Origin of the sequence: Variovorax sp. UMC13 (assembly GCF_014170375.1) — a bacterium.
Classification (GTDB): Bacteria; Pseudomonadota; Gammaproteobacteria; order Burkholderiales; family Burkholderiaceae_C; genus Variovorax.
This window is the reverse complement of sequence record NZ_LZZW01000029.1, coordinates 104,321-127,636: the sequence shown is the minus strand read 5'-3', so window position 1 is coordinate 127,636 and position 23,316 is coordinate 104,321. Positions and strand designations below refer to the sequence as shown.

The following is a 23,316-nucleotide window of genomic DNA, read 5'->3' as shown; positions in this document are numbered from 1 at the left end:
CGCGGTGTCATAACCAGAATGCCTTTCCCGTTCTTGTGAGGAGCAGAGAGGGCCGAGTTTAACAGCGGACGCAAAAAAAGCCCGGCACGGGGCCGGGCTCTCGGTGCGGCGCAGGGGCCGGTCAGTGGAACTGCTCTTCCTCGGTCGAGCCGGTCAGCGCCTTGACGCTGGACGAGCCGCCCTGGATCACGGTGGTCACGTCGTCGAAGTAGCCGGCGCCGACTTCCTGCTGGTGCGACACGAAGGTGTAGCCCTTGTCGCGCGCGGCGAATTCGGGTTCCTGCACCATGTTCACGTAGTGCTTCATGCCTTCGCCGTTGGCGTAGGCGTGGGCGAACTGGAAGGTGTTGTACCAGTTGATGTGGATGCCGGCCAGGGTGATGAACTGGTACTTGTAGCCCAGCTCGGACAGGTCTTCCTGGAACGAGGCGATCTGCTTGTCGTCGAGGTTCTTCTTCCAGTTGAAGGACGGCGAGCAGTTGTACGACAGCAGCTTGCCCGGGCAGGCGGCATGCACGGCCTGTGCGAACTCGCGGGCGAAGCCGATGTCCGGCACGCCGGTTTCGCACCACACCAGGTCGGCGTAGGGGGCGTAGGCCACGCCGCGGCTGATGGCCTGCTCCAGGCCGTTCTTGACGCGGTAGAAGCCTTCCGGCGTGCGCTCGCCGGTCAGGAAGCGCTTGTCGTTCGCATCATGGTCGGAGGTGATCAGGTTCGCGGCCTCGGCATCGGTACGGGCCAGCACGATGGTGGGCACGCCCATCACGTCGGCGGCGAAACGCGCCGAGATCAGTTTCTCGCAGGCTTCCTGCGTGGGCACCAGCACCTTGCCGCCCATGTGGCCGCACTTCTTCACGGCCGCCAGCTGGTCTTCGAAGTGCACGCCGGCCGCGCCGGAGGCGATCATGTTCTTCATCAGTTCGAAGGCGTTCAGCACGCCGCCGAAACCGGCTTCGGCGTCGGCCACGATCGGCAGGAAGTAGTCGATGAACTCCTTGTCGCCCGGGTTGACGCCGCGGCCCCACTGGATTTCGTCGGCGCGCTTGAAGGTGTTGTTGATGCGGCGGACCATGGTCGGCACCGAGTCGTAGGCGTAGAGCGACTGGTCGGGGTACATCGTTTCCGAGGTGTTGCCGTCGGCGGCGACCTGCCAGCCCGACAGGTACACGGCTTCGAGGCCGGCCTTGGCCTGCTGCATCGCCTGGCCGGCGGAGATCGCGCCGAAGGCGTTCACGTAGCCCTTCTTGGCGCCGCCGTTGATCTTGTCCCAGAGCTTCTCTGCGCCGCGCTTGGCCAGCGTGTGCTCGATGGGCAGCGAGCCGCGCAGGCGCACCACGTCGGCGGCGCTGTAGCCGCGCTTGACGCCCTTCCAGCGCGGGTTGCTCGCCCAGTCCTTCTCGAGGGCGGCGATCTGCTGTTCACGGCTGAGCTGTTCGGTGAAATTCTGGGGCATGAGTGACTCCGGAGGTGGGGTTGAAGTGAATCGTTCGGCGCGGGGCCTTGGCATCCACTGTAGTCGCCGCACCTCTGTCTTATGTCTTATATAAGACATATTTTTTCATCAACAAAATCAACCACTTATCCATTTATTTTCTCGATGCGGAATTTGTTTTCTCATATCGAGAAAAAATACTGCGCTGCAGCAAGCAGTGATTTCGCATGACGGAATCAGTTTCTACGGATGAAATCGCGCCGCGCGCCGGGCGCGTCGAACCAGTCGCCGGAGGCGATCACCGGCCGCCCCGCCACGCGCGCGGGATGCAGTTCGTAGACCAGGCACGGCAGGCGCACGCCATCCACCTCGACATCCACTTTGCGCCGCAGGTACTCATCCGTGCCGTCGGCCCGCACGTCCTCGAGCAGGTCGAGCGCCGCCTCGACTTCGGGCGTGATGCGGTAGACCTCGCCGCGCAGCCGCGCCGTGCCGCCGAGCACCGCGCCCGGATAGGTGTCCAGGTCGAGGAGCGTTGCCGCGATGAAGGCCTCGCCCACGAAGCGCGGCGCGGGCCGGTAGCGCGCGATGTCGTTGGAGCCGCCCCGGCGCAGCGTGCCGTAGACGAAGACAGGGGTCAGCGGGGGCGGTTCATGGCGATGGGGCATCATTGAATTCAATCTCGTCATCCTCGATTCGATCGCCCGCCAGTGAACCACACCGCCCCCGACCCGCGCCGCCTGGTCGCCTATGGCTGCCTCGCGCTCAGCATGACGCTCGTGGGCACCTATGTGGCCCTGTCCAAACCGCTGGTCGCGGCTTTCCCGGTGCTGCTGCTGGCCTGGCTGCGCTTTGGCATCGCCGCGCTGGCGATGCCGCACTGGCTCCAGCGCCCGGCCGACGAGCCGCCGATGACGCGCCGCACGCGCGGGCTGGTGTTCCTCGAATCCTTCCTCGGCAACTTCCTGTTCTCGGTCTGCATGCTGTTCGGCGTGAGCATGACCAGCGCGGTCTCGGCCGGCGTGATCATGGCGTCGATCCCGGCCGTGGTCGCGGTCGCCAGCTGGATGTTCCTGCGCGAACGCATCGGCTGGCGCATCGGCCTGGCGATCGGCTGCGCGGCCGTCGGCATCGGCCTGCTGGCGCTGTCGCCCGCGCATGCCGCGGCACCCGCCGACGCACCGCGCGGCGCGATGCCCTGGCTCGGCAACCTGCTGGTCTTCTGCGCCGTGCTCTGCGAGGCCGCCTATGCGGTGATCGGCAAGTCGCTGACCGGGCGCCTCGGGCCCAAGCGCATCTCCTCGCTGATCAACCTCTGGGGCTTCGTGCTCTCGACGCCCTTCGGCCTCTGGTTCGCATGGAAGTTCGACTTCGCTTCGGTGGGCGCCGGCACCTGGGGCCTGCTGGTGCTCTATGCGCTGGCCGCGAGCATCTGGACCGTGTGGCTCTGGATGACCGGGCTCAAGCACGTGCCCGCGGCGCAGGCCGGCGTGTTCAGCGTGATGCTGCCCGTGAGCGCGGCGCTGGTGGGTGTGCTGGTGCTCGGCGAATCGCTCGGCGGCGCGCAGATCCTGGCCTTCGCCGCGGCGCTGGCGGGGGTGGTTCTGGCCACCTGGCCGGCACGCCGCGGCACGCCTTCGGTCCATTGAGGCGAGCGCTGGAGCGCATCGCATGGCGACCGCACGCGCGCTCCCCTCTGAAAAAACAACAGCGCCCAATGAAAAAGTCCCTTTTCCCCTTGGAAACGCGTTTCTTCTCCATTAGCATGCGATCTGCCAGTGGAGACGAGCTTTTCATTGGTGAAATGTCCAACCAAAAAAGGAAATCAACCATGGCAACTGCAAAGAAGGCTCCGGCCAAGAAAGCGCCCGCAAAGAAGGCCGCACCCGCTGCTCCGGCAAAGAAGGCCGCTGCACCCGCGAAGAAGGCTGCTGCGCCGGCGAAGAAGGCCGCTGCACCCGCGAAGAAGGCTGCGCCTGCAAAGAAGGCAGCACCCGCGAAGAAGGCAGCCGCTCCCGCCAAGAAGCGCACGCCCAACGCCGCGTTCATGAAGGCCCTGACCCCCAGCCCGGCACTGGCCGCCGTCGTCGGCGCCACGCCGCTGCCGCGCACCGCCGTGGTGAGCAAGCTGTGGGACTACATCAAGAAGAACAATCTTCAAGACAAGGCCAACAAGCGCAACATCAACGCCGATGCCAAGCTGAAGGAAATCTTCGGCAAGCCACAGGTCTCGATGTTCGAACTGGCAGCGCTGATCGGCAAGCACGTCAAGTGAGTTGTCGGCGCCTCGTGCGCTGAAGCAAAAAGCCGGCTCGCGCCGGCTTTTTTTTGGCCTGCGCGGCCTCCTCAGGCCTTGGCCTGCGCCGCCTGCGTGATCGCGCTCAGCGTGACGCGCGTGGTGATCACCTCGGGGTCGAAGGGGATCTCGATCAGCGTGCCGGTGTCGGCCGCCAGCGCCCGCAGCAGCGCGGCCTCGAATTGATCGGTGGCGGTCACGCGCTCGGCCGCGTAGCCGTAGGCGCGGGCCAGCGCGCAGAAGTCGGGGTTGCGCAGCGCGGTGCCGCTCACGTGCGCCGGGTAGTCGCGCTCCTGGTGCATGCGGATGGTGCCGAACATGCCGTTGTCGAGCAGCACGATGATGCTCTTGCCGCCATGCTGCGCGGCCGTGGCCAGTTCCTGCCCGTTCATCAGGAAGTCGCCGTCGCCCGCGATCGTGAACGCCACGCGGCCGGTCGTGAGGTTGCAGGCGATGCCGGCCGGCACGCCGTAGCCCATCGCGCCGCTGGTGGGCGCCAGTTGCGTCTTGTGGCCCTTGGCCAGGCCGTGGTAGCGGAAGAAGCGGTGCACCCAGCTGGCGAAGTTGCCCGCGCCGTTGGTGATCGCCGCATCGGCCGGCAGGTGCTTCTGCAGCAGCGCCACCACCGCCGCCATGTCGACCGCGCCGCGCGGCGCATCGGCCGGCAGGCCGGGCAACGGCTGCGGCACGAGGTTGGCGAGGTAGTCGGCATGCGCGGCCGCGGTCCAGTCCTCCCACGGCAGCTCGGGCGGCGCGCTCAGCACCTCGAGGCTGCGCGCGGCGGCGCTCATGCCGGCGTTGATCGCCAGGTCGGCCTGGTAGACGCGGTTGAGCTCTTCCGCGCTCGCATGGATGTGGACCAGCACCTGCTTGGGCCGCGGCGCTTCCAGCAGCGTGTAGCCGCTGGTGGTCATCTCGCCCAGCCGCGGGCCGATGGCGATGACGAGATCGGCCGCCTTCACCCGCGCCGCGAGCTTGGGGTTGATCGCGATGCCGACGTCGCCCGCGTAGAGCGGATGGTGGTTGTCGAAAGTGTCCTGGTAGCGGAAGGCATTGCCCACCGGCAGCCGCCAGTTCTCGGCGAAGCGCTGCAGCGCCTGCGCGGCCTGCGGCGTCCAGCCGCCGCCGCCCGCGATCACGAAGGGGCGCTTGGCCTGCATCAGCAGCTGGCGCAGGGTGCGCAGCGCGCCGGGATCGCTCCAGGGCTCGACCGCCTCGACGCGCGCCAGCGGGCGGGCCGCGGTCATGGTGCGCAGCATGTCCTCGGGCAGCACCAGCACCACCGGCCCGGGGCGGCCGTTCATCGCGGTCGCGAAGGCCCGCGCGATGTACTCGGGGATGCGGTCGGCGTCGTCGATGCGCTCCACCCGCTTGGCGAAGCCCTTGGTGCTCGGGCCGAAGAAGCTGCCGTAGTCGACCTCCTGGAAGGCCTCGCGGTCGCGGAAGTCGCTGCCGACGTCGCCCACGAACAGGATCATCGGCGTCGAGTCCTGGAAGGCGTTGTGCACGCCGATCGAAGCGTTGGTCGCGCCCGGCCCGCGCGTGACGAAGCAGATGCCGGGCCGGCCCGTGAGCTTGCCCTGCGCCTCGGCCATGAAGGCCGCGCCGCCCTCCTGCCGGTTGACGATGAAGCGGATGCGCTCGCGGTGCGCATGGAAGCCCTCGAGCACCGCGAGGTAGCTCTCGCCCGGCACGCCGAAGGCGTGTTCGACGCCCTGCGCCACCAGACATTCAACGATCAAGCGGCCGGCCTGCTGTTCACTCATGGGAGGTTCGATGCGAAGGAAGAAGGGGCACCAGCTTATCGTGACGGAAGCGCGTGCAACCGGCCGCAGCCGCCGCGCCACCATAATTCCCCGCTCGGTTAGTTCGAACACACAGCAGCACATGGCCTCCTCCCCTCCCAAGCCCGCCAAGCCCGTCGCGGCGCCGCGCGCGCGCGACGCCGACAAGTCGCAACTCTCGATCCTGACCGCCGCGCTGGAGGAGTTTGCGCAGAGCGGCTTCGCCGGGGCGCGGGTCGACCGGATCGCCGAGCAGGCCGGCGTCAACAAGCGGCTGATCTACTACTACTTCGGCAACAAGGACGACCTGTTCCTGGCCGTGCTCGAGCGCACCTACGCCGACATCCGTTCGGCCGAGCAGGCGCTGCACCTGGACGCGATGGACCCGGTCGAGGCGGTGCGCCAGCTGGTGTCCTTCACCTGGCACTACTACCTCGAGCACCCCGAGTTCATCACCCTGCTCAACAGCGAGAACCTGCACCAGGCCGTGCACCTCAAGCAATCGGCGCGGATCCAGGAGATGAACTCGCCGCTGGTCCAGATGCTGGCCGACGTGCTCGAGCGCGGCCGGCGCGACGCGCTGTTCCGCGACGGCGTGGACCCGATCCAGCTCTACATCTCGATCGCCTCGATCTGCTACTTCTACCTGTCGAACAACGCCACGCTGTCGGCCATCTTCGGACGCGACCTGCGCGCCCCCAAGGCGCTCGCGCAGCGCCTCTCGCACATGACCGAACTGGTGCTGGGCTACGTGCTGCGCTGACCGGCGCCTGACTCTCCGTGCTTACCCTCGGTGTCGTTGACACCGGAGGTCCACGCGCAAACAATTCACCGCTTGGTTACTTAGCTGCGCGGTCGGGTTGACGCGCGCGTCACTCCCGGAGACTTCGCTCGATGATTCGCAGGCTTCTTCTGCTACCGGCCCTGCGCCCGTTCTTCCTGATCATCGTGCTGCTGGTGCTGTGGGACCTCGCCATCCGGCTGTTCAGGATCCCGGCCTACCTGGTGCCGCCGCCGCTGGAAGTGGTGAAGCAGCTGATCGCCGAATGGCCGCGCCTGCTGGCCGAGAGCTGGAAGACTACGCTGGCCACGCTGGGCGGCTTCGGGCTCACGATCGTGATCGGCATCCCGATGGCGATGGTCATCGCCTACTCGCGGCTGGTCGAGTCGTACGTCTATCCGCTGCTGGTGTTCTCGCAGAGCATTCCCAAGGTGGCGATCGCGCCGCTGTTCGTGGTGTGGTTCGGCTTCGGCATCTTTCCCAAGGTCATCTCGGCCTTCCTGCTGGGCTTCTTCCCGGTGGTGGTGTCGACGGTGATGGGCTTCAAATCGGTCGAGCCCGACATGCTCGACCTGGCGCGCTCGATGGGCGCGAGCCGCCTGCAGACCTTCTTCAAGATCAGCCTGCCGCAGGCCCTGCCTGCGATCTTCAGCGGCCTCAAGGTCTCGGTCACATTGGCCGTGGTCGGCGCGGTGGTGGGCGAGTTCGTCGGTTCCAACTCGGGCATCGGCTACGTGCTGCAGGTGGCCAACGGCAACTTCGACCTGCCGCTGATGTTCGCGGCCCTGGTGGTGCTGTCGAGCATCGGCGTGATCCTGTTCGTGGCGGTCGACCTGGTCGAGCGCCTGATGATTCCCTGGCACGCATCGCAACGCATCGTGCAGTGATTTCCCCGGTACAACGACAGACAGACCCAACGGAGACAACACCATGAAGAACACCCGCTTCCCCGCATTGATGATCGCCACCGCCGCGGCGGTGCTGATGGCCGTGGCGCCCGCGCAGGCCCAGACCAAGGCACCCGAGAAGGTGACCCTGATGCTCAACTGGTACCTCTACAGCGAGCACGCGCCCTTCTTCCTGGGCAAGGAGAAGGGCTTCTACGCCGAGGAAGGCATCGACCTCGAGATCCAGGAAGGCCGCGGCTCCGCCGTGACCGCGCAGGCGGTGGCCGCCAAGTCGGCCACCTTCGGCTACATCGACGTCACGACCATGATCAAGGCCGCCGCCAAGGGCGCGCCGCTGAAGTCCACCGGCGTGCTGTTCCAGGTCAGCCCGATGTCGGTGATGGGCTTCACCGAGAAGAACATCAAGACGCCCAAGGACATCATCGGCAAGACCGTGGCCGTCACGCCGGGCGACTCGATGTCGCAGATGTGGCCGCTGTTCCTCAAGATGAACGACATCAAGGCCGACCAGGTGAAGATCGTCTCGGGCGACGGCCAGACCAAGCTCAACGCGGTGATGAACGGCCAGGCCGACCTGCTGCTGGGCTACGTGATGGACCAGGCCATCAAGCTGCAGGACGCCACCGGCAAGCCGGTCACGCCGATCCGCTTCGCCGATTCGGGCGTGAACCAGATCAGCTCCGGCATCATCACCAACAAGGCCTTCCTGGCCGAGAACGGCGACCTGGTGAAGCGCTTCATGCGCGCCTCCACCAAGGCCGCCGAAGCCGCCGAGAAGAGCCCCGAGGCCGCGGTCGACGCGATGCTCAAGGCCAACCCCAAGGCCGGCGTGCGCGACACGCTGATCGTGGGCATGAAGCAGAGCGTGGCGCTCTATCACACCAAGGAAACGGCCAACCAGCGGCCCTTCCGCGTGACCATGAAGAACGTCAACGACTCGCTCGACCTGCTGGTGCAGTACGGCGGCATGGACGCGTCCACGCGCGGCAAGCCCGAGGACTACGTGACCCTCGACTACCTCCCGCAATAGGCTCGCCCCCAGGCTCCGCGCACTTCGTGTCGCTTCTCCCTCCCCCGACCGGGGGCGACACCGGCGGCCCGGCAAAGCCGGATCCGCGGTGTCCCTGGACTGGCACCTTCCTTATCCTCTTTCTGCATTGCGCCCCATGCCAACCGAAGTCCTGATCGAAGCCCGCGGCGTCACCAAGGTCTACCAGACCAAGGACGGCCCGGTCGAGTCGCTGAAGCCGCTCGACTTCGCCATCCGCAAGGGCGAGTTCGTCTCGGTCGTCGGCCCCTCGGGCTGCGGCAAGAGCACGCTGCTCAAGATGGTGGCGGGCCTGCTGCCCATCACCGAAGGCACGCTGACGCTGTCGGGCAAGCCGATCAAGGGCGCACAGAAAGACGTGGGCATCGTGTTCCAGAGCGCGGTGCTGCTGGCCTGGCGCACCGTGCTCGACAACATCCTGCTGCAGGCCGAGATGCGCCACATGCCGATGGGCCCGGCGCGCGCACGCGCGGCCGAGCTGATCGCCATGGCCGGGCTCAAGGGCTTCGAGGGCAAGTACCCATGGCAGCTGTCGGGCGGCATGCAGCAGCGCGCATCGATCTGCCGCGCCCTGCTGCACGACCCCAGCGTGCTGCTGATGGATGAGCCCTTCGGCGCGCTCGACGCGATGACGCGCGAGAAGATGAACCTCGAACTGCGCCGCATCGTCGGCGCCTCGGGCAAGACGGTGATGCTGATCACGCACAGCATTCCCGAGGCGGTGTACCTGTCGGACCGCGTGATCGTGATGAGCGAACGCCCGGGCTCGATCGCGGCCGTCTACGACATCGACCTGCCCAGGGAACGGCCGCTGGACATCATGGGCTCGGCCGAGTTCGGCGGCTACGCCAAGACCATCCGCGCGCACTTCTTCTCCGAGGGCATCCTCGACCACTGACCCGGTCGGGCCGCCGGCCCGCCACCGCGGCGCATCCGGCGCCGGAGACACACCATGGCCCTCGCCGCGCCCCGCTTCCACGTCGAACACATTGCCTTCGCGGAGCGCGACGTGACGTTGCGGCTGCCCTTCCGCTTCGGCGCCGTGACGGTCACGGCCTGCCCGCAGGTCCATGTGCGCGCGCGCATCCGCTTCGAAGACGGCCGCACCAGCGAAGGCTGTTCGGCCGAGATGATGATTCCCAAATGGTTCGACAAGAACCCCGCGCTGTCGAACGCACAGAACTTCGAGCAGCTACGCCAGGCGCTGCGCAACGCACGCGAGGCCTACGCCGCGCCCGGCCCCGCGCAGAGCGCCTGGGACCACTTCGCCGAACACTACGACGACGTGCTGGCCACGGGCCTGCGCCAGGGCCTGCTGCCGCTGGTCGCCAGCTACGGGCCGGCGCTGGTCGACCGCGCGCTGCTCGATGCGCTGTGCCTGCACCTGGGCTGCAGTTTTGCCGAAGCGATGGCCATGAACGCCGCGGGCATCGACCTCGCGCGCCATGGCCTGGCGCCCGACCTGGCGGACTTCGACCTGCCCGCCTTCCTCGCACGGCAACGCCCGCGCACACGCATCGCCGCGCGCCACACGGTGGGCCTGGCCGATGCGATCCGCGACGGTGACCTGCCCGCCGACCAGCTGCCCGCCGACGGCCTGCCGACCTCGCTCGAGGCGGCCATCGCGCGCTACGGCCACCGGCACTTCAAGCTCAAGCTCTCGGGCGACACGCCGGCCGACCTGCAGCGGCTGGGCCGCATCGCCGAAGTGATCGAGGGCCGCGCCGAACTGGTCACGCTCGACGGCAACGAGCAGTACGCCGATGCGGCCGCCTTCGCCAACTTCCTCGACGCCTTCCTGGCCGCGCCCGCATTGCGCGGCCTGGTCGAACGCACCGTCTTCATCGAGCAGCCCATCGCGCGTGCCCATGCGCTGGAGCACGCCATGCACGCGGCGGTCGCGCGCATGCCGCTGCTGATCGACGAATCCGACGCCACGCTCGACAGCTTCCAGCAGGCGCGCGCGCTGGGCTACACCGGCGTCTCGAGCAAGAGCTGCAAGGGCTTCTACAAGTCGATCGTCAATGCCGCGCGCTGCGCGCAGGGCCGCGCCAGGGGCGAGCCGCTGTTCCTGTCGGGCGAAGACCTGACCCTGCAGGCCGGCATCGGGCTGCAGCAGGACCTGGCGCTGGTGGGCTGGCTCGGGCTCGACCATGTGGAGCGCAACGGCCACCACTACGTGAACGGCATGGCGGCGCTGCCCGGCGACGAACAGGCCACGCTGCTGGCGCTGCACCCGGCGCTCTACGCGCACAGCGAGGGCGCAGCGCGCCTGCGCATCGTCGACGGCGAAATCGACCTGGCCTCGCTGGCCGCGCCCGGCTTCGGCACCGGCCGTGCGGGCGCCGGCGTGCGCTGGGACGCGATGCGCAGCCTCTGAGCGGTCCGCCCGTTCTTCGGGTAATCCCTGATCCCGACCCCGCACGCGCGGATTGACCCGCGGCCCGCCAAGCCGGAAAATTCCCCTCAATTCACCAATTGGTGAATTAGACGGTTCACCAGCACCCGGACGGGTGCGCCAGAGACATCACAACGGAGACTTTCATGACCCCCTTCGCCCGCATCGCCGCGGCCGCCTCGCTGGCGTGCCTCACCGTGCTGACCGCTTCCGGCGCCGCCGCCCAGGGCGCCTACCCGAACAAGCCGATCCGCGTGATCGTGCCCTTCGCGGCCGGCAGCACCACCGACATCATTGCGCGCGCCATCACCGACAAGATGGGCCAGAGCATGGGCCAGACGCTGGTGGTGGACAACCGCGGCGGCGCCAGCGGCACCATCGGCCAGCAGGCCGTGGCCACGGCCGCGCCCGACGGCTACACGATCATGTTGCACTCGTCCTCGCACACGGTGAGCCCGTCGACCTTCGCCAAACTGCCCTTCGACACGCTGGGCGACTTCGCCGGCATCACGCCGGTCGCGACGCTGCCCAACGCGCTGGTGATCTCGCCGTCGAAGAACATCAAGACGCTCAAGGAGCTGGTGGCCGCCGCCAAGGCCAAGCCCGGCACCATCAACTTCGCCTCGGCCGGCCAGGGCAGCGCCACGCACCTGAACGCCGAGAAGTTCAAGATGGCCGCCGCCATCGACGCCACCAACATCCCGTTCAAGGGCTCAGCCGATGCAGTGACCGAAGTGCTGTCGGGCCGCGTCGACTACTACTTCTCGCCCATCGCGCCGGTGATCGGCCAGATCAAGGAAGGCCACCTGATCGCACTGGCCGTGGGCTCGCCCAAGCGCGCGGCCGCGCTGCCCGACGTGCCGACCACCGCCGAGGCCGGCGTGCCCGGTTCGGAATTCAACTTCTGGATCGGGATGATGGCGCCCGCCAAGACGCCGCGCGAGATCGTCAACCGCCTGCACGACGAGGTCGTGAAGGCGCTCGCCACCCCCGAGGTCAAGGAACGCTTCCTCAAGCTCGGCGCCGACGCCTGGACGCTCACGCCCCAGCAATTCGACGCCTACATCAAGGACGAAATCGTCAGCAACGCCAAGCTGGTGAAGGCCGCCGGCCTGTCGCCCCAATAAGCCCCCCCAGATCCACCCCGCAAGTAAGCAAGCAAGCAGAGAAAACCATGGCTACACAACGACTCGGACTCATCATGCACGGCGTCACCGGACGCATGGGCATGAACCAGCACCTGATCCGCTCCATCTGCGCGATCCGCGCCCAGGGCGGCGTCACGCTCTCCAACGGCGACAAGGTGATGCCCGACCCGATCCTGATCGGCCGCAACGCCGAGAAGATGGAAGCGCTCGCCAAGAAGCACGGCATCGCACGCTGGGGCACCGACCTCGACAAGGCACTCGAGAACCCCGACGACACCATCTTCTTCGACGCCGGCACCACCCAGATGCGCCCCACGCTGCTGGCCAAGGCCATCCGCGCCGGCAAGCACGTCTACTGCGAGAAGCCGATCGCGACCAACCTCAACGAAGCCGTCGAGATCGCCCGCCTGGCCGAAGGCTCGGGCCTCAAGCACGGCGCGGTGCAGGACAAGCTGTTCCTGCCCGGCCTGCGCAAGCTCGACATGCTGCGCCGCGCCGGCTTCTTCGGCCGCATGCTGAGCGTGCGCCTGGAGTTCGGCTACTGGGTGTTCGAAGGCGACCTGCAGCCCATCCAGCGCCCGAGCTGGAACTACCGCAAGGAAGACGGCGGCGGCATGATCCTGGACATGATGTGCCACTGGCGCTACGTGCTGGACAACCTGTTCGGCGAAGTGAAGTCGGTGTCGTGCATCGGCGCCACCCACATCCCCACCCGCTGGGACGAAGAAGGCAAGCCCTACCAGGCCACGGCCGACGACGCGGCCTACGCCACCTGCGAACTGACCGGCCACAACGGCGAACCCGTGATCGCGCAGCTCAACATGAGCTGGGCCACGCGCGTGCGCCGCGACGACCTCGTGACCTTCCATGTCGACGGCACCGACGGCTCGGCCGTGGCCGGCCTGTCGAGCTGCCGCGCCCAGTCGCGCGTGGCCACGCCGCGCCCGGTGTGGAACCCCGACGAGAAGCAGACCATGAACTTCTTCGACCAGTGGCAGGAGATCCCGGACTCGCAGGTCTACGACAACGGCTTCAAGATCCAGTGGGAACACTTCATCCGCCACGTGGTCGAGAACGAGCCCTACAAGTGGACGCTGCCCGAAGGCGCCAAGGGCGTGCAGCTGGTAGAGGCCGCGCTCGAATCGTGGCAGGACCGCCGCTGGGTCGACGTGCCCGCGCTGAAGGTCTGAGGTCGGCGCCATGGCACTCTCGATCACCCTTCCCACCGCCGGCGGCACGCTGGCGCCCTACGCCCTGCGCGGCCAGGTGCTGGCCAAGCCCGAGGCGGGCCTGAAGTTCAACCGCATCGCCTACTCGGCGGCGCACGTGGTGGCCGATCCGCTCGCGGCGGTCGACCCGTGGCTGCAGGCCGCGGTCGACTGGGACACCACCATCGCCTACCGCCGCCACCTGTTCTCGCTGGGCCTGGGCGTGGCCGAGGCCATGGACACGGCGCAGCGCGGCATGGGCCTGGACTGGCCCACCTCGCTGGAACTGATCCGCCGCTCGCTCGATGCCGCCAAGGACGTGCCCGGCGCCTTCGTCGCCTCGGGCTGTGGCACCGACCACCTGAACATCGACGAGGTGAAGAGCGTCGACGACGTGATCCGCGGCTACGAAGCGCAGATGGAAGCCATCGAGAAGCTCGGCGGCAAGCTGATCGTGATGGCCAGCCGCGCGCTGGCCCGCGTGGCGACCGGCCCGGCCGACTACGAGCGCGTGTACGGCCGCATCCTGAGTCAGGCGAAACAACCGGTGGTGCTGCATTGGCTGGGCGACATGTTCGACCCGGCGCTGGCCGGCTACTGGGGCACGAAGGACATCGACGCGGCCATGGACACCGCGCTGGGCATCATCGCCGCGCACCCGGACAAGGTCGACGGCATCAAGATCTCCCTGCTCGACAAGGACAAGGAGATCTCGATGCGCCGCCGCCTGCCCTCGGGCGTGCGCATGTACACCGGCGACGACTTCAACTACGCCGAGCTGATCGCCGGCGATGGCTTCGGCAGCGAAGCGACGCACAGCAAGAGCGATGCGCTGCTGGGCATCTTCGACGCCATCGCCCCCGCCGCGAGCACCGCGCTGGGCGCGCTGGCCAAGGGCGACAGCGAGACCTTCCATGCGCTGCTGGGCCCCACGGTGCCGCTGTCGCGCCACATCTTCGCGGCGCCCACCCGCTTCTACAAGACCGGCGTGGTGTTCATGGCCTGGCTCAACGGCCACCAGAAGCACTTCACGATGGTCGGCGGCCAGCAGAGCACGCGCTCGCTGCAGCACTTCGCCGAGCTGTTCCGCCTGGCCGACGCGGCCAGCGTGCTGGAACAGCCCGAGCTGGCGGTGCGGCGCATGAAGACGCTGCTGGCGCTGCACGGCGTGGAATGAGCACGACGATGCGCGACTTCTCGTCCAACCACGACTGGCTCTCGATCAACACCGCCACGGTGCGCAAGCAGTCGGGCACCGAGGTGCCGCTGGACCGCATCATCGACCAGTGCGCCGAGCGCGGCATCCGCGCGATCAGCCCCTGGCGCGACCAGGTCGCGGCCGTCGGCCTCGACCAGGTCGCGCGCCAGCTGAAGGCGCACGACATCAGCCTCTCGGGCTACTGCCGCGGCGGCTTCTTCCCGGCCGCCGACGCCGCGGGCCTGAAGGCCGCGCTCGACGACAACCGGCGCGCCATCGACGAAGCCAAGACGCTGGGCTCGCCCTGCGTGGTGCTGGTGGTGGGCGCGCTGCCCGGCGCGCTCGAAGGCAAGCCGGCCTACACCGACCTCGCCCGCGCGCGCGGCGAAGTGCGCGACGGCATCGCCGCTTCGCTCGAGTACGCGCGCGAGGTCGGCATGCCGCTGGCCATCGAGCCGCTGCACCCGATGCAGGCGGCCGACCGCGCCTGCATCAACACGCTCGAACACGCGCTCGACCTTTGCGACGAACTCGACGCCGCCAGGAGCGGCCTGCTGGGCGTGGCGCTCGACGTCTACCACGTGTGGTGGGACCCGAAGCTGCAGCAGCAGATTGAACGTGCCGGCCGCGAGCGCCTGCTGGCCTACCACGTGTGCGACTGGCGCCTGCCCACGCGCGATCTGCTGAGCGACCGCGGGATGATGGGCGACGGCGTGATCGAGCTCAAGAAGATCCGCGGCTGGGTCGAGGCCGCGGGCTTCGCGGGCTTCAGCGAGGTCGAGATCTTCTCGAACCTCGACTGGTGGCAGCGCCCGGGCAGCGAGACACTGGACATCTGCATCGAGCGGCACCGCAGCGTGGTCTGAGCGGGACGGGCCGGAGGCCGGCGATCGCGCCGCGCAGGCGCGGTCGTTAAAGTCCCCCTCCATGAATTTTCGTCAAATCGAAGTGTTCCGGGCCATCATGGCCACCGGTTCGGTCAGCGATGCGGCCCGGTTGCTGCACGTGTCGGTGCCCGCCATCAGCCGCGTGCTCTCGCACACCGAGACCCAGCTCAACTTCCCGCTGTTCATCCGCATCAAGGGCCGGCTCTCTCCCACCGCCGAGGCACGCCGGCTCTACCACGAGGTCGAGGACGTCTACCAGGGCGTGCAGCGCATCAGCGACCTCACGCACGAGCTCATGGCGCGCCGTTCGGGCCTGGTCAGCGTGGTGTCGAGCCCCGGCATCGGTCACATGCTGGTGCCGATGGCCATCGCGCAATACCACCAGGCCAATCCCGAGACCCGTGTGCACTTCAAGTGCCTCAACCAGGACCTGCTGCGCGAGCGCCTGCTGAGCCGGCACTTCGACCTGGGCATCTCACTGGAAGCGGTGGACCATCCCAACCTCAGCACCCAGCCGATCGCACGCTGCCGCATCGTCTGCATCTGCCCCCGCACGCATCCGCTGGCCGCGCGCAACGCGGTCGGCGCCGAAGACCTGCTGCCCTACGACCTGATGTCGTACCCGCGCGGCACGCCCTTCGGCGAGCTGGTGCGCAACTTCTTCGCCCCACTCGACGACGCGCCGCGCATGACATTGGAAGTCGGCTCGCCGCAGAACGCCTGTGCGCTCACGCACCTGGGCGCGGGCATCGCGCTGGTCGACGAGTTCTCGCTGCAGGCCTGGCCCGACGCGCGCTTTCGCATCCTGCCGGTCGAGGGGCTGGAGCCCTTGGTGGCGCATCTGGTCCACCTGCGCACCGACCCGCTCTCGCCGGCCGCCGAAGCCTTCGTGCGCACCTTGCGCAGCGTGCTGATGCAGCGTGGCCTGGCCGCGCCGAAGCCGCAGGACAGCTGATCGCGCGCCATCGGCGCCCATCCAAGGGAATGCCCCAATAGCATGCACGCCGCACTTCGGATGGGCATTCTTTACGCACCGCACCGCCCTGGCGCGAGGTGTTAACGCACGCGCAACGACGCTGCACAAAGCATCAATCGACGCGGCCTTTCTCCCTCGAAATAATTCATCGCATCGCCGGAGCACACCCCTCCGGTGCCGGTCGCCTTGTGGCCAACGGCCATCCGGTCTGCGATTTTTTCTGGAGAAATGCTCATGTCCCGTCACCTGAAGTTCCTGCTCGCGCCCCTGGCCTTCGCTTGCGCCATCGGCACCGCCGTCGCCCAGACCACACCGCTGCGCACCGGCATCGACCCCAACTTCCCGCCCCATGCGTTTCCGAAGCTGAGCGGCGGCTTCCAGGGCTTCAACGTCGAGCTGGGCGAGGAGATCGCGCGCCGCCTGGGACGCAAGATCGAGATCGAAGGCGCGCAGTACTCGGCGCTGATCCCCGCGCTCAACGCCGGCAAGTTCGACTTCCTGATGGCGCCCACCACCGTGTCGCCCGAGCGCGCGAAGTCGGTGCTGTTCACCGAGGGCTACCTGGAGAACAACTTCACGCTGGTCATGAAGAAGGACCGCAACGACATCCAGCGCCTCGAGGACCTCAAGGGCAAGACCATCGCCGTCAACAAGGGCTCGGGCCCCGAGGAATGGGCGCGCAACAACCAGGCGCAGTACGGCTACGAGATCGCCGTCTACGGCACCAACGCCGATGCGGTGCAGGCCGTGATCTCCGGCCGCGGCGACGCCAACCTGGCCGGCGTCACGCCCTCGGCCTGGGCCGCCAAGAGCACGCCGGCCATCAAGACCACCTTCACGATCAAGACCGGTTCGGTCTGGGCCATCCCCTTCCGCCTCGACGACAAGGCCGGGCGTGACCAGGTGAGCAACGTGCTCAAGTGCATGAAGCTCGACGGCTCGCTGCAGAAGATGCACGCCAAGTGGTTCGGCGCCGCGCCGGCCGCCGACTCGGCCACCGTCGTCTCGCCGGCCGGCCACGGCATCCCGGGCCTGTTCGGCTACGAGGCCACCACCGCCAAGCCGGTCTGCCAGTAAGCGCCGCGCGCCACCCTGCTCTCCATTCCCCACCGATGAACACCGTGACGTCTTCCTCGCTCCTGCAAGTCCGCAACCTGCACAAATCCTATGGCAGCGTCCCCGTGCTCAACGGCATCGACCTCGATGTGCAGGCGGGCGAGCTGGTCTCGGTGATCGGTCCTTCGGGCTCGGGCAAGAGCACGCTGCTGCGCTGCTGCAACCGCATGGAGGACGCGACCCGCGGTGAGGTGCGCGTCGAAGGGCACGACATCTATGCGCCCGGCGCCAACCTGAACCGCCTGCGCGAACGCGTCGGGATGGTGTTCCAGGCCTTCAACCTCTACCCGCACCTCGACGTGCTGGGCAACGTGACGCTGGCCCTGCGCAAGGTGAAGAAGATGGCGCGCGACGCCGCCGAGCACACCGCCATGGAAGCGCTCGCGCGCGTCGGCATGGAGCACAAGGCGCGCGTGCGCCCGACGCAGCTCTCGGGCGGCCAGCAGCAGCGCGTGGGCATCGCGCGCTCGATCGCGCTGAAGCCGGCGCTGGTGCTGTTCGACGAGCCGACCAGCGCGCTCGACCCGGAGATGGTGGGCGGCGTGCTGCAGGTGATGCGCGAACTGCGCACCGACGGCATGACCATGGTGGTGGTGACGCACGAGATGGGCTTCGCCAAGGCGGCCTCCGACCGGGTGGTGTTCATGGACGGCGGCGCGATCGTCGAGCAGGGCTCGCCGGCCCAGGTCTTCGATGCGCCGACGCATGCGCGCACCGCGGCCTTCATCGCCAGCATCGGCAGCCGCGCGCTCTGAGCGCCCGAACGGGAACGCCGCATGCAGTTCGACAAGCTCGCCTTCACCTTCTTCAACGGCGACATCGCCGCGCGCTACCTGCCCCAGATCCTCGACGGCGCGCGCGTGACCATCGAGCTGGGCCTGGCGGTGATCGCCGCCGGCCTGGCGCTGGGCCTGCTGCTGGCCTACCTGCGCAGCCTGCCGGTGCGCGGGCTGCCGCTGGCGGTGTCGACGCTGGTCGACATCTTCCGCGCGCTGCCGCCGCTGGTGCTCATCATCCTGCTGTACTTCGCGCTGCCCTTCCTGGGGCTGTCGCTGGGGGCCTTCGCATCGACCTGGCTGGCGCTGACGCTGGTGCTCGCGGCCTTCTCCGAAGAGGTGTTCTGGGCCGGCATCGAATCCCAGCCGCGCGGCGTGATGGAGGCCGCGCGCTCCACCGGCATGACCCACACGCAGGCCATGGTGCACGTGCTGCTGCCGCAGTCCTGCCGCCTGATGGTGGCGCCGCTGACCAACCGCGTGATCGCCATCACCAAGGGCACGGCCTACGGCTCGGTGGCCGGGCTCAACGAGATCCTGAACCAGGCCACCTCGGCCACCAGCTTCGCGGGCAACCCCACGCCGCTGATGCTGGGCGCGCTGGGCTACCTCGTGATCTTCCTGCCCGTGGTGATCGCCGGGCGCTACATCGAACGGCGTTACGGCGCGGGTCGCCACTGAAGCCGCCGAACGGAGCCCCTCCTCATGGAACTCATCCTCCAATACTTCTTCAACCTCGACGTGGTGCGCGAGGTCACGCCCTACGTGCTGCAGGGCCTGCTCAACACGCTGCTGCTGTCGGTGTGGGTGATCCCGCTCGGGATCGGCGCCGGCATGGTGCTGGCGGTGACCGGCTTCGTGGTCCGCAACCGGCTGGTGCGCGCGCTGCTGGTGGTGTACATCGACTTCTTCCGCGCCTTTCCGCCGCTGGTGCTGCTGATCTTCCTGTACACCGGCCTGCCCTACCTCGGCCTGGAGCTCTCGCCCATGGCCTGCGTGGCGCTGGGCTTCATGCTGAACAACTCGAGCTACTTCGGCGAGATCCTGCGCGCCGGGCTCGAATCGGTGCCGCGCGGCCAGCGCGAGGCGGCGCTGTCGACCGGCATGGGCCGGGTCGGCAGCCTGGTGTACGTCGAGATTCCGCAGGCGGTGCGCAACGTGTTCCCCGACTTGGTGAGCAACATGATCGAGGTGGTGAAGCTCACCACCATCGCCAGCGTGGTGTCGGTGCCCGAGATGCTCTATGCCGCGCGCTCCGCGCAATCGATGCTCTACAACCCCACGCCCATCGTGCTGGCCGCGCTGATCTACCTGGCGCTGCTGTGGCCGCTGGTCGTGCTGCTGGGCCGCCTGGAAAAACGCCAGCGCCGCGCCCAGCCCCGGGCCGCATGACGCGGCCCGCCCGCCCCCGAACAACCACCAACGCTAACTGAGGAAGCAATGATGACAACGAAACGCACATTGGGCCTGGCCGTCGCCCAGATGGGCCCGGTGCACCTGTCGGACACCCGCGAGGCGGTCGTCCGCCGCCTGGTCGAGATGATGCGCGACGCCAAGAGCCGCGGCGCCGAGATGGTCGTGTTCCCCGAGCTCGCGCTCACCACCTTCTTCCCGCGCTACTGGATGGAGGAAGCCGAGGCCGAAGCGCGCTTCTTTGAGGCGAGCATGCCCAACGCCCAGGTGCAGCCGCTGTTCGACGAGGCCAAGAAGCTCGAACTGGGCTTCTACCTCGGCTACGCGGAGCGCACGCCCGAGGGCCAGCGCTACAACACCTCGATCATCGTGGACCGCACCGGCGCCATCGTCGGCAAGTACCGCAAGATCCACCTGCCCGGCCATTCCGACCACAAGCCCGAGGCGCCCTTCCAGCATCTGGAGAAGAAGTTCTTCGAAGTGGGCGACCTGGGCTTCCGCGTGTTCGACACCATGGGCACGCGCTTCGGCATGTGCCTGTGCAACGACCGCCGCTGGCCCGAGACCTACCGCGTGATGGCGCTGCAGAGCGCCGAGGTGGTGGTGCTGGGTTACAACACGCCCTCGCTCAACATCCACTGGAACGAGCCGGTGCACCTGCGCACCACCACGCACCTGGTGTCGCTGCAGGCCAATGCCTACCAGAACGGCATCTGGGTGGCGGCCGCGGCCAAGTGCGGCTCGGAAGACGGCCACCACATGATCGGCAGCTCGGCCATCGTGGCGCCCACCGGCGAGATCGTCGCGCGCTCGCTGACCGAAGAAGACGAGGTGATCTGCGTGAAGGCCGACATGTCGCTGGGCGAGTACTTCCGCCAGCACGTCTTCAACTTCGCCAAGCACCGCCGCCCCGAGCACTACGGCCTGATCGTCGAGCGCACCGGCGCCGGCGATCCGCTGGTCTGAACGCACACACGGAAGCGCGCATGGACACCACCATCGCTTCGCTGATCGGCGAAGAACGTTTCGACCTGACGATCCGCGGCGGCCGCATCGTCACCGACGGCCGCGTGATCGAGGGCGACCTCGGCGTGCGCGACGGACGCATCGCGGCCATCGGCGGCTCGCTGCCGCCGGGCCTGCGCGACGTCGACGCCACCGGCCGCTGGGTGCTGCCGGGCGGCATCGACAGCCACTGCCACGTCGAGCAGCGCTCGGGCATGGGCATGATGTGCGCCGACGACTTCTACTCGGCCACGGTGTCGGCCGCCTTTGGCGGCACCACCACCATCCTGCCCTTCGCGGCCCAGCACCGCGACATGTCGGTGCCCGAGGTGCTGGCCGACTACAGCCGGCGCGCGGCCGAGAAGGCGGTGATCGACTACGGCTTCCACCTGATCCTGGCGAACCCCGACGCCGCCACGCTCTCGACCGACCTGCCGGCCGCCATCCGCGACGGCATCACCTCGCTCAAGGTCTACATGACCTACGACCGCATGAAGCTCGAGGACATCGAGCTGCTCGACGTGCTGGCGCTGGCCCGTGCCGAGGGCGCGCTGGTGATGGTGCATGCCGAGAACAACGACATGATCCGCTGGATCGCCCAGCGCCTGATCGACCGCGGCCACACCGCGCCCAAGTTCCACGGCGTGGCGCACGACCCGCTGGCCGAGACCGAGGCCGCCTACCGCGCGATCGCGCTGGCGCGCCTGGTCGACGTGCCGCTGCTGCTGGTGCACGTGGCCGGCGGCGAGACCGTCGAGGTGATCCGCCAGGCCCAGCTGCTGGGCGCCAACGTGCTGGCCGAGAGCTGCCCGCAGTACCTGTTCCTGACCGCCGACGACATGGACCGCCCCGGCCTGGAAGGCGCCATGTTCTGCTGCTCGCCCCCCGCGCGCGACGCCGACGCGCAGGAAGCGATCTGGCGCGGCCTGATCGACGGCACGCTGGCCACCTATTCGTCGGACCACGCACCCTACCGCTTCGACGAGACCGGCAAGCTGCCCAAGGGCGACGCCACCACCTTCAAGGAAATGGCCAACGGCGTGCCCGGCATCGAGCTGCGCATGCCGCTGCTGTTCAGCGAAGGCTTCCTCAAGGGCCGCATCGACATCCACCAGTTCGTCGCGCTCACCGCCACCAACCACGCCAAGCTCTACGGCCTGGCGCCACGCAAGGGCGCGATCGCGCTGGGCGCCGACGCCGACATCGCGGTCTGGAACGCCGAGCGCGAGACCACCATCACGGCCGCGATGCTGCACGACAACGCGGGCTACACGCCCTACGAGGGCCGCACCATCCAGGGCTGGCCCGAGGTGGTGGTGAGCCGCGGCCGGGTGGTGATCGAGGACAACGCGCTGCATGCCGAGCGCGGCAGCGGCGCCTACCTGCGCCGCGGCGCGCCCGACCTGCCGCGCCGCACGCCGGCCGCCGGCGCGGAACGCCCGCACGGCCGCGTGCTCAAGGCGCTGATCGGCCTCGGGGAGGACCGGGCATGAGTGCGCCTTCCACCGTCCCGCGCGTTCGGGTGCTGAACCCCAACAGCAGCGCCAGCGTGACCGATGCCGTGGCGCGCGCCTTTCGCGCGACCGTGCCGCCCGCGCAGTGCGACTTCGACTGCGTCACCGCGCACGACGGCCCGCCGGGCATCGTGACGCAGGCCGACTTCGAGCGGGGCGCGCGCATCGCGGCCGACGACGTGGCCGCGCATGCGAGCGAGGCCGACGCCTTCGTGCTGGCCTGCTTCAGCGATCCCGGCATCGCCGCGGCGCGCACGCGCTGCGACAAGCCGGTGATCGGCCTGGGCGAGGCCGGCATGCACGCGGCCCTGGCCCGCGGCCAGCGCGTGGGCGTGATCGCCATCGCCAGCGCCGCGATCCCGCGCCACCTGCGCTACTGGGACATCCTGGGCGTGCGCGAGCGCGTGGTGGCCGAGCGTCCGCTCGACCTGCCGGTGCACCTGTCGGGCGACGCCGCCCATGCACTCGAACCCATGATCGCGGCGGCCCGGCTGCTGGTCGACGCGGACGGCGCCGACGTCGTGCTGCTCGGCTGCGCCGGCATGGCCGAGCTGCGCGCACCGCTCGAGGCCGCGGTGGGCGTGCCGGTCATCGACCCCTGCGAGGCCGCGGCCGAGCTGGCCGCGGGTCTCGCGCGCCGGCAACGCGACGGCGCCGCAGCATGAACGCGGTGCCGCAGCGCCTGGGCGTGCTCGGCGGCATGGGCCCGCTGGCCGGCGCCGCCTTCGCGCTGCGCATGGTGCAGCTGACACCCGCCGACAGCGACCAGCAGCACATCCCGGTGCTGCTGTGCAACGACCCTGCGATCCCCGACCGCTCCTCGGCCTGCATGGGCACCGGACCGAGCCCCCTGCCGGCCATGCTGCGCGGCATCGACACCCTGGTGGCCGGCGGCGCCGACTGCATCGCGATTCCCTGCAACACCGCCCACCTGTGGTTCGACGAACTGCAGGCGGCCAGTCCCACGCGGCTGCTGCACATCGTCGACTCGGTGGTGGCCGACCTGCGCCGCCAGGGCGTGACCGAAGGCAAGGTCGGCATCCTGGGCACGCCGGCCACCATCGCCATGGGGCTCTACCAGCGCTACCTGCGCGCCGCCGGCTACGAGCCCATCGAGCCCTCGGCCGAAGAAGTGCAGCGCCTGTGCGTGCCCGCGATCGCGGCGGTCAAGGCCAACCGCATCGACGCGGCCTTCGCACCGGCCGCCGAGGGTGTCCGCCTGCTCGCACAACGCGGTGCGAAGGCCGTGGTGCTCGGCTGCACCGAACTGCCGCTGGCCGTGCCGCCGGGGCGGCGCGCCGAGCTCGGCATCGTGCTCACCGATTCGATCGATGCGCTGGCGCGCGAGGCCATCGCGCTGATGCGGCCCGGCACGGCCTAGGGATCCCACGGGACATCCGGCGGGGGAACGACAGGCGCGCGCCGCCT

24 protein-coding genes are annotated in these 23,316 nt (G+C 68.6%); 20 read left to right on the top strand and 4 right to left on the bottom strand.

What is annotated here, in order from left to right; translation table 11 throughout:
* Positions 1–121: 121 nt before the first annotated feature.
* Complete coding sequence (aceA, locus tag A9977_RS23065) at positions 122–1,453, bottom strand: isocitrate lyase (RefSeq protein WP_183027175.1); 1,332 nt, start codon at positions 1,451–1,453, stop codon at positions 122–124.
* A gap of 215 nt (positions 1,454–1,668) precedes the next feature.
* Positions 1,669–2,100, bottom strand: coding sequence for a gamma-glutamylcyclotransferase (locus A9977_RS23060; protein ID WP_183027174.1), 432 nt, complete (start codon positions 2,098–2,100; stop codon positions 1,669–1,671).
* A 102-nt stretch (positions 2,101–2,202) separates the two neighbouring features.
* Here A9977_RS23060 and A9977_RS23055 point away from each other — a divergent pair, with 102 nt between their 5' ends.
* Complete coding sequence (locus A9977_RS23055; RefSeq protein ID WP_183027270.1) at positions 2,203–3,081, top strand: DMT family transporter; 879 nt, start codon at positions 2,203–2,205, stop codon at positions 3,079–3,081.
* A gap of 182 nt (positions 3,082–3,263) precedes the next feature.
* Positions 3,264–3,707 carry an SWIB/MDM2 domain-containing protein gene (locus tag A9977_RS23050; RefSeq protein ID WP_183027269.1) on the top strand — a complete coding sequence of 148 codons (444 nt, stop codon included), beginning with the start codon at positions 3,264–3,266 and terminating at the stop codon, positions 3,705–3,707.
* Positions 3,708–3,778: 71 nt separating this feature from the next.
* On the opposite strand, the gene A9977_RS23045 is transcribed toward A9977_RS23050, so the two are convergent.
* The gene (locus A9977_RS23045) at positions 3,779–5,494 is read right to left on the bottom strand and encodes a thiamine pyrophosphate-binding protein (protein WP_183027173.1); all 1,716 of its coding nucleotides are present in this window, start codon (positions 5,492–5,494) and stop codon (positions 3,779–3,781) included.
* A 121-nt stretch (positions 5,495–5,615) separates the two neighbouring features.
* Between A9977_RS23045 and A9977_RS23040 the strand changes: the two genes are divergently transcribed.
* The 10 genes from A9977_RS23040 (at position 5,616) to A9977_RS22995 (ending at position 16,043) form a co-directional block, all read left to right on the top strand.
* Positions 5,616–6,275, top strand: a complete 660-nt coding sequence (locus A9977_RS23040) for a TetR/AcrR family transcriptional regulator (RefSeq protein WP_183027172.1) — start codon at positions 5,616–5,618, stop codon at positions 6,273–6,275.
* 131 nt (positions 6,276–6,406) lie between these two features.
* On the top strand, positions 6,407–7,180 hold the full coding sequence (locus A9977_RS23035; RefSeq protein ID WP_183027171.1) for an ABC transporter permease: 774 nt from the start codon (positions 6,407–6,409) through the stop codon (positions 7,178–7,180).
* A 43-nt stretch (positions 7,181–7,223) separates the two neighbouring features.
* Complete coding sequence (locus A9977_RS23030; RefSeq protein WP_220812019.1) at positions 7,224–8,231, top strand: ABC transporter substrate-binding protein; 1,008 nt, start codon at positions 7,224–7,226, stop codon at positions 8,229–8,231.
* 136 nt (positions 8,232–8,367) lie between these two features.
* Complete coding sequence (locus tag A9977_RS23025; RefSeq protein WP_183027170.1) at positions 8,368–9,147, top strand: ABC transporter ATP-binding protein; 780 nt, start codon at positions 8,368–8,370, stop codon at positions 9,145–9,147.
* A gap of 54 nt (positions 9,148–9,201) precedes the next feature.
* Positions 9,202–10,629 (top strand): enolase C-terminal domain-like protein, encoded by a 1,428-nt coding sequence (locus A9977_RS23020; RefSeq protein ID WP_183027169.1) that lies wholly within the window; start codon positions 9,202–9,204, stop codon positions 10,627–10,629.
* 164 nt (positions 10,630–10,793) lie between these two features.
* Positions 10,794–11,774 carry a tripartite tricarboxylate transporter substrate binding protein gene (locus tag A9977_RS23015; RefSeq protein ID WP_183027168.1) on the top strand — a complete coding sequence of 327 codons (981 nt, stop codon included), beginning with the start codon at positions 10,794–10,796 and terminating at the stop codon, positions 11,772–11,774.
* A 47-nt stretch (positions 11,775–11,821) separates the two neighbouring features.
* Positions 11,822–12,985: a Gfo/Idh/MocA family protein gene (locus tag A9977_RS23010; protein ID WP_183027167.1), complete on the top strand. Its 1,164-nt coding sequence runs from the start codon at positions 11,822–11,824 to the stop codon at positions 12,983–12,985.
* 10 nt (positions 12,986–12,995) lie between these two features.
* On the top strand, positions 12,996–14,180 hold the full coding sequence (locus A9977_RS23005) for a dihydrodipicolinate synthase family protein (protein ID WP_183027166.1): 1,185 nt from the start codon (positions 12,996–12,998) through the stop codon (positions 14,178–14,180).
* An 8-nt stretch (positions 14,181–14,188) separates the two neighbouring features.
* A complete protein-coding gene (locus A9977_RS23000; protein ID WP_183027267.1) occupies positions 14,189–15,067 on the top strand; it encodes a sugar phosphate isomerase/epimerase in 879 nt (292 codons plus the stop codon).
* Between the two features lie 61 nt (positions 15,068–15,128).
* A complete protein-coding gene (locus tag A9977_RS22995) occupies positions 15,129–16,043 on the top strand; it encodes a LysR family transcriptional regulator (protein ID WP_183027165.1) in 915 nt (304 codons plus the stop codon).
* A gap of 101 nt (positions 16,044–16,144) precedes the next feature.
* On the opposite strand, the gene A9977_RS22990 is transcribed toward A9977_RS22995, so the two are convergent.
* Positions 16,145–16,300 (bottom strand): hypothetical protein, encoded by a 156-nt coding sequence (locus tag A9977_RS22990; RefSeq protein WP_183027164.1) that lies wholly within the window; start codon positions 16,298–16,300, stop codon positions 16,145–16,147.
* On the opposite strand from A9977_RS22990, the gene A9977_RS22985 reads away from it, so the two are divergent.
* Genes A9977_RS22985 through A9977_RS22950 form a run of 8 tightly spaced genes read left to right on the top strand, consistent with a single transcriptional unit; the run spans position 16,299 to position 23,269 of the window.
* A complete protein-coding gene (locus tag A9977_RS22985) occupies positions 16,299–17,141 on the top strand; it encodes a transporter substrate-binding domain-containing protein (RefSeq protein ID WP_259652106.1) in 843 nt (280 codons plus the stop codon). The genes A9977_RS22990 and A9977_RS22985 overlap by 2 nt on opposite strands.
* A gap of 35 nt (positions 17,142–17,176) precedes the next feature.
* Entirely contained in the window at positions 17,177–17,935 is a 759-nt protein-coding gene (locus A9977_RS22980) for an amino acid ABC transporter ATP-binding protein (RefSeq protein WP_183027162.1), read from the top strand.
* A gap of 21 nt (positions 17,936–17,956) precedes the next feature.
* A complete protein-coding gene (locus tag A9977_RS22975) occupies positions 17,957–18,637 on the top strand; it encodes an amino acid ABC transporter permease (RefSeq protein WP_183027161.1) in 681 nt (226 codons plus the stop codon).
* 24 nt (positions 18,638–18,661) lie between these two features.
* Positions 18,662–19,348: an amino acid ABC transporter permease gene (locus A9977_RS22970; RefSeq protein WP_183027160.1), complete on the top strand. Its 687-nt coding sequence runs from the start codon at positions 18,662–18,664 to the stop codon at positions 19,346–19,348.
* 51 nt (positions 19,349–19,399) lie between these two features.
* On the top strand, positions 19,400–20,335 hold the full coding sequence (locus A9977_RS22965; protein WP_183027159.1) for an N-carbamoyl-D-amino-acid hydrolase: 936 nt from the start codon (positions 19,400–19,402) through the stop codon (positions 20,333–20,335).
* Between the two features lie 20 nt (positions 20,336–20,355).
* Positions 20,356–21,867: a dihydropyrimidinase gene (gene hydA, locus A9977_RS22960; protein ID WP_183027158.1), complete on the top strand. Its 1,512-nt coding sequence runs from the start codon at positions 20,356–20,358 to the stop codon at positions 21,865–21,867.
* A complete protein-coding gene (locus A9977_RS22955) occupies positions 21,864–22,553 on the top strand; it encodes an aspartate/glutamate racemase family protein (RefSeq protein ID WP_183027157.1) in 690 nt (229 codons plus the stop codon). The genes hydA and A9977_RS22955 overlap by 4 nt, the downstream gene beginning before the upstream one ends.
* Positions 22,550–23,269 carry an aspartate/glutamate racemase family protein gene (locus A9977_RS22950; protein ID WP_183027156.1) on the top strand — a complete coding sequence of 240 codons (720 nt, stop codon included), beginning with the start codon at positions 22,550–22,552 and terminating at the stop codon, positions 23,267–23,269. The genes A9977_RS22955 and A9977_RS22950 overlap by 4 nt, the downstream gene beginning before the upstream one ends.
* Positions 23,270–23,316 lie beyond the last annotated feature (47 nt).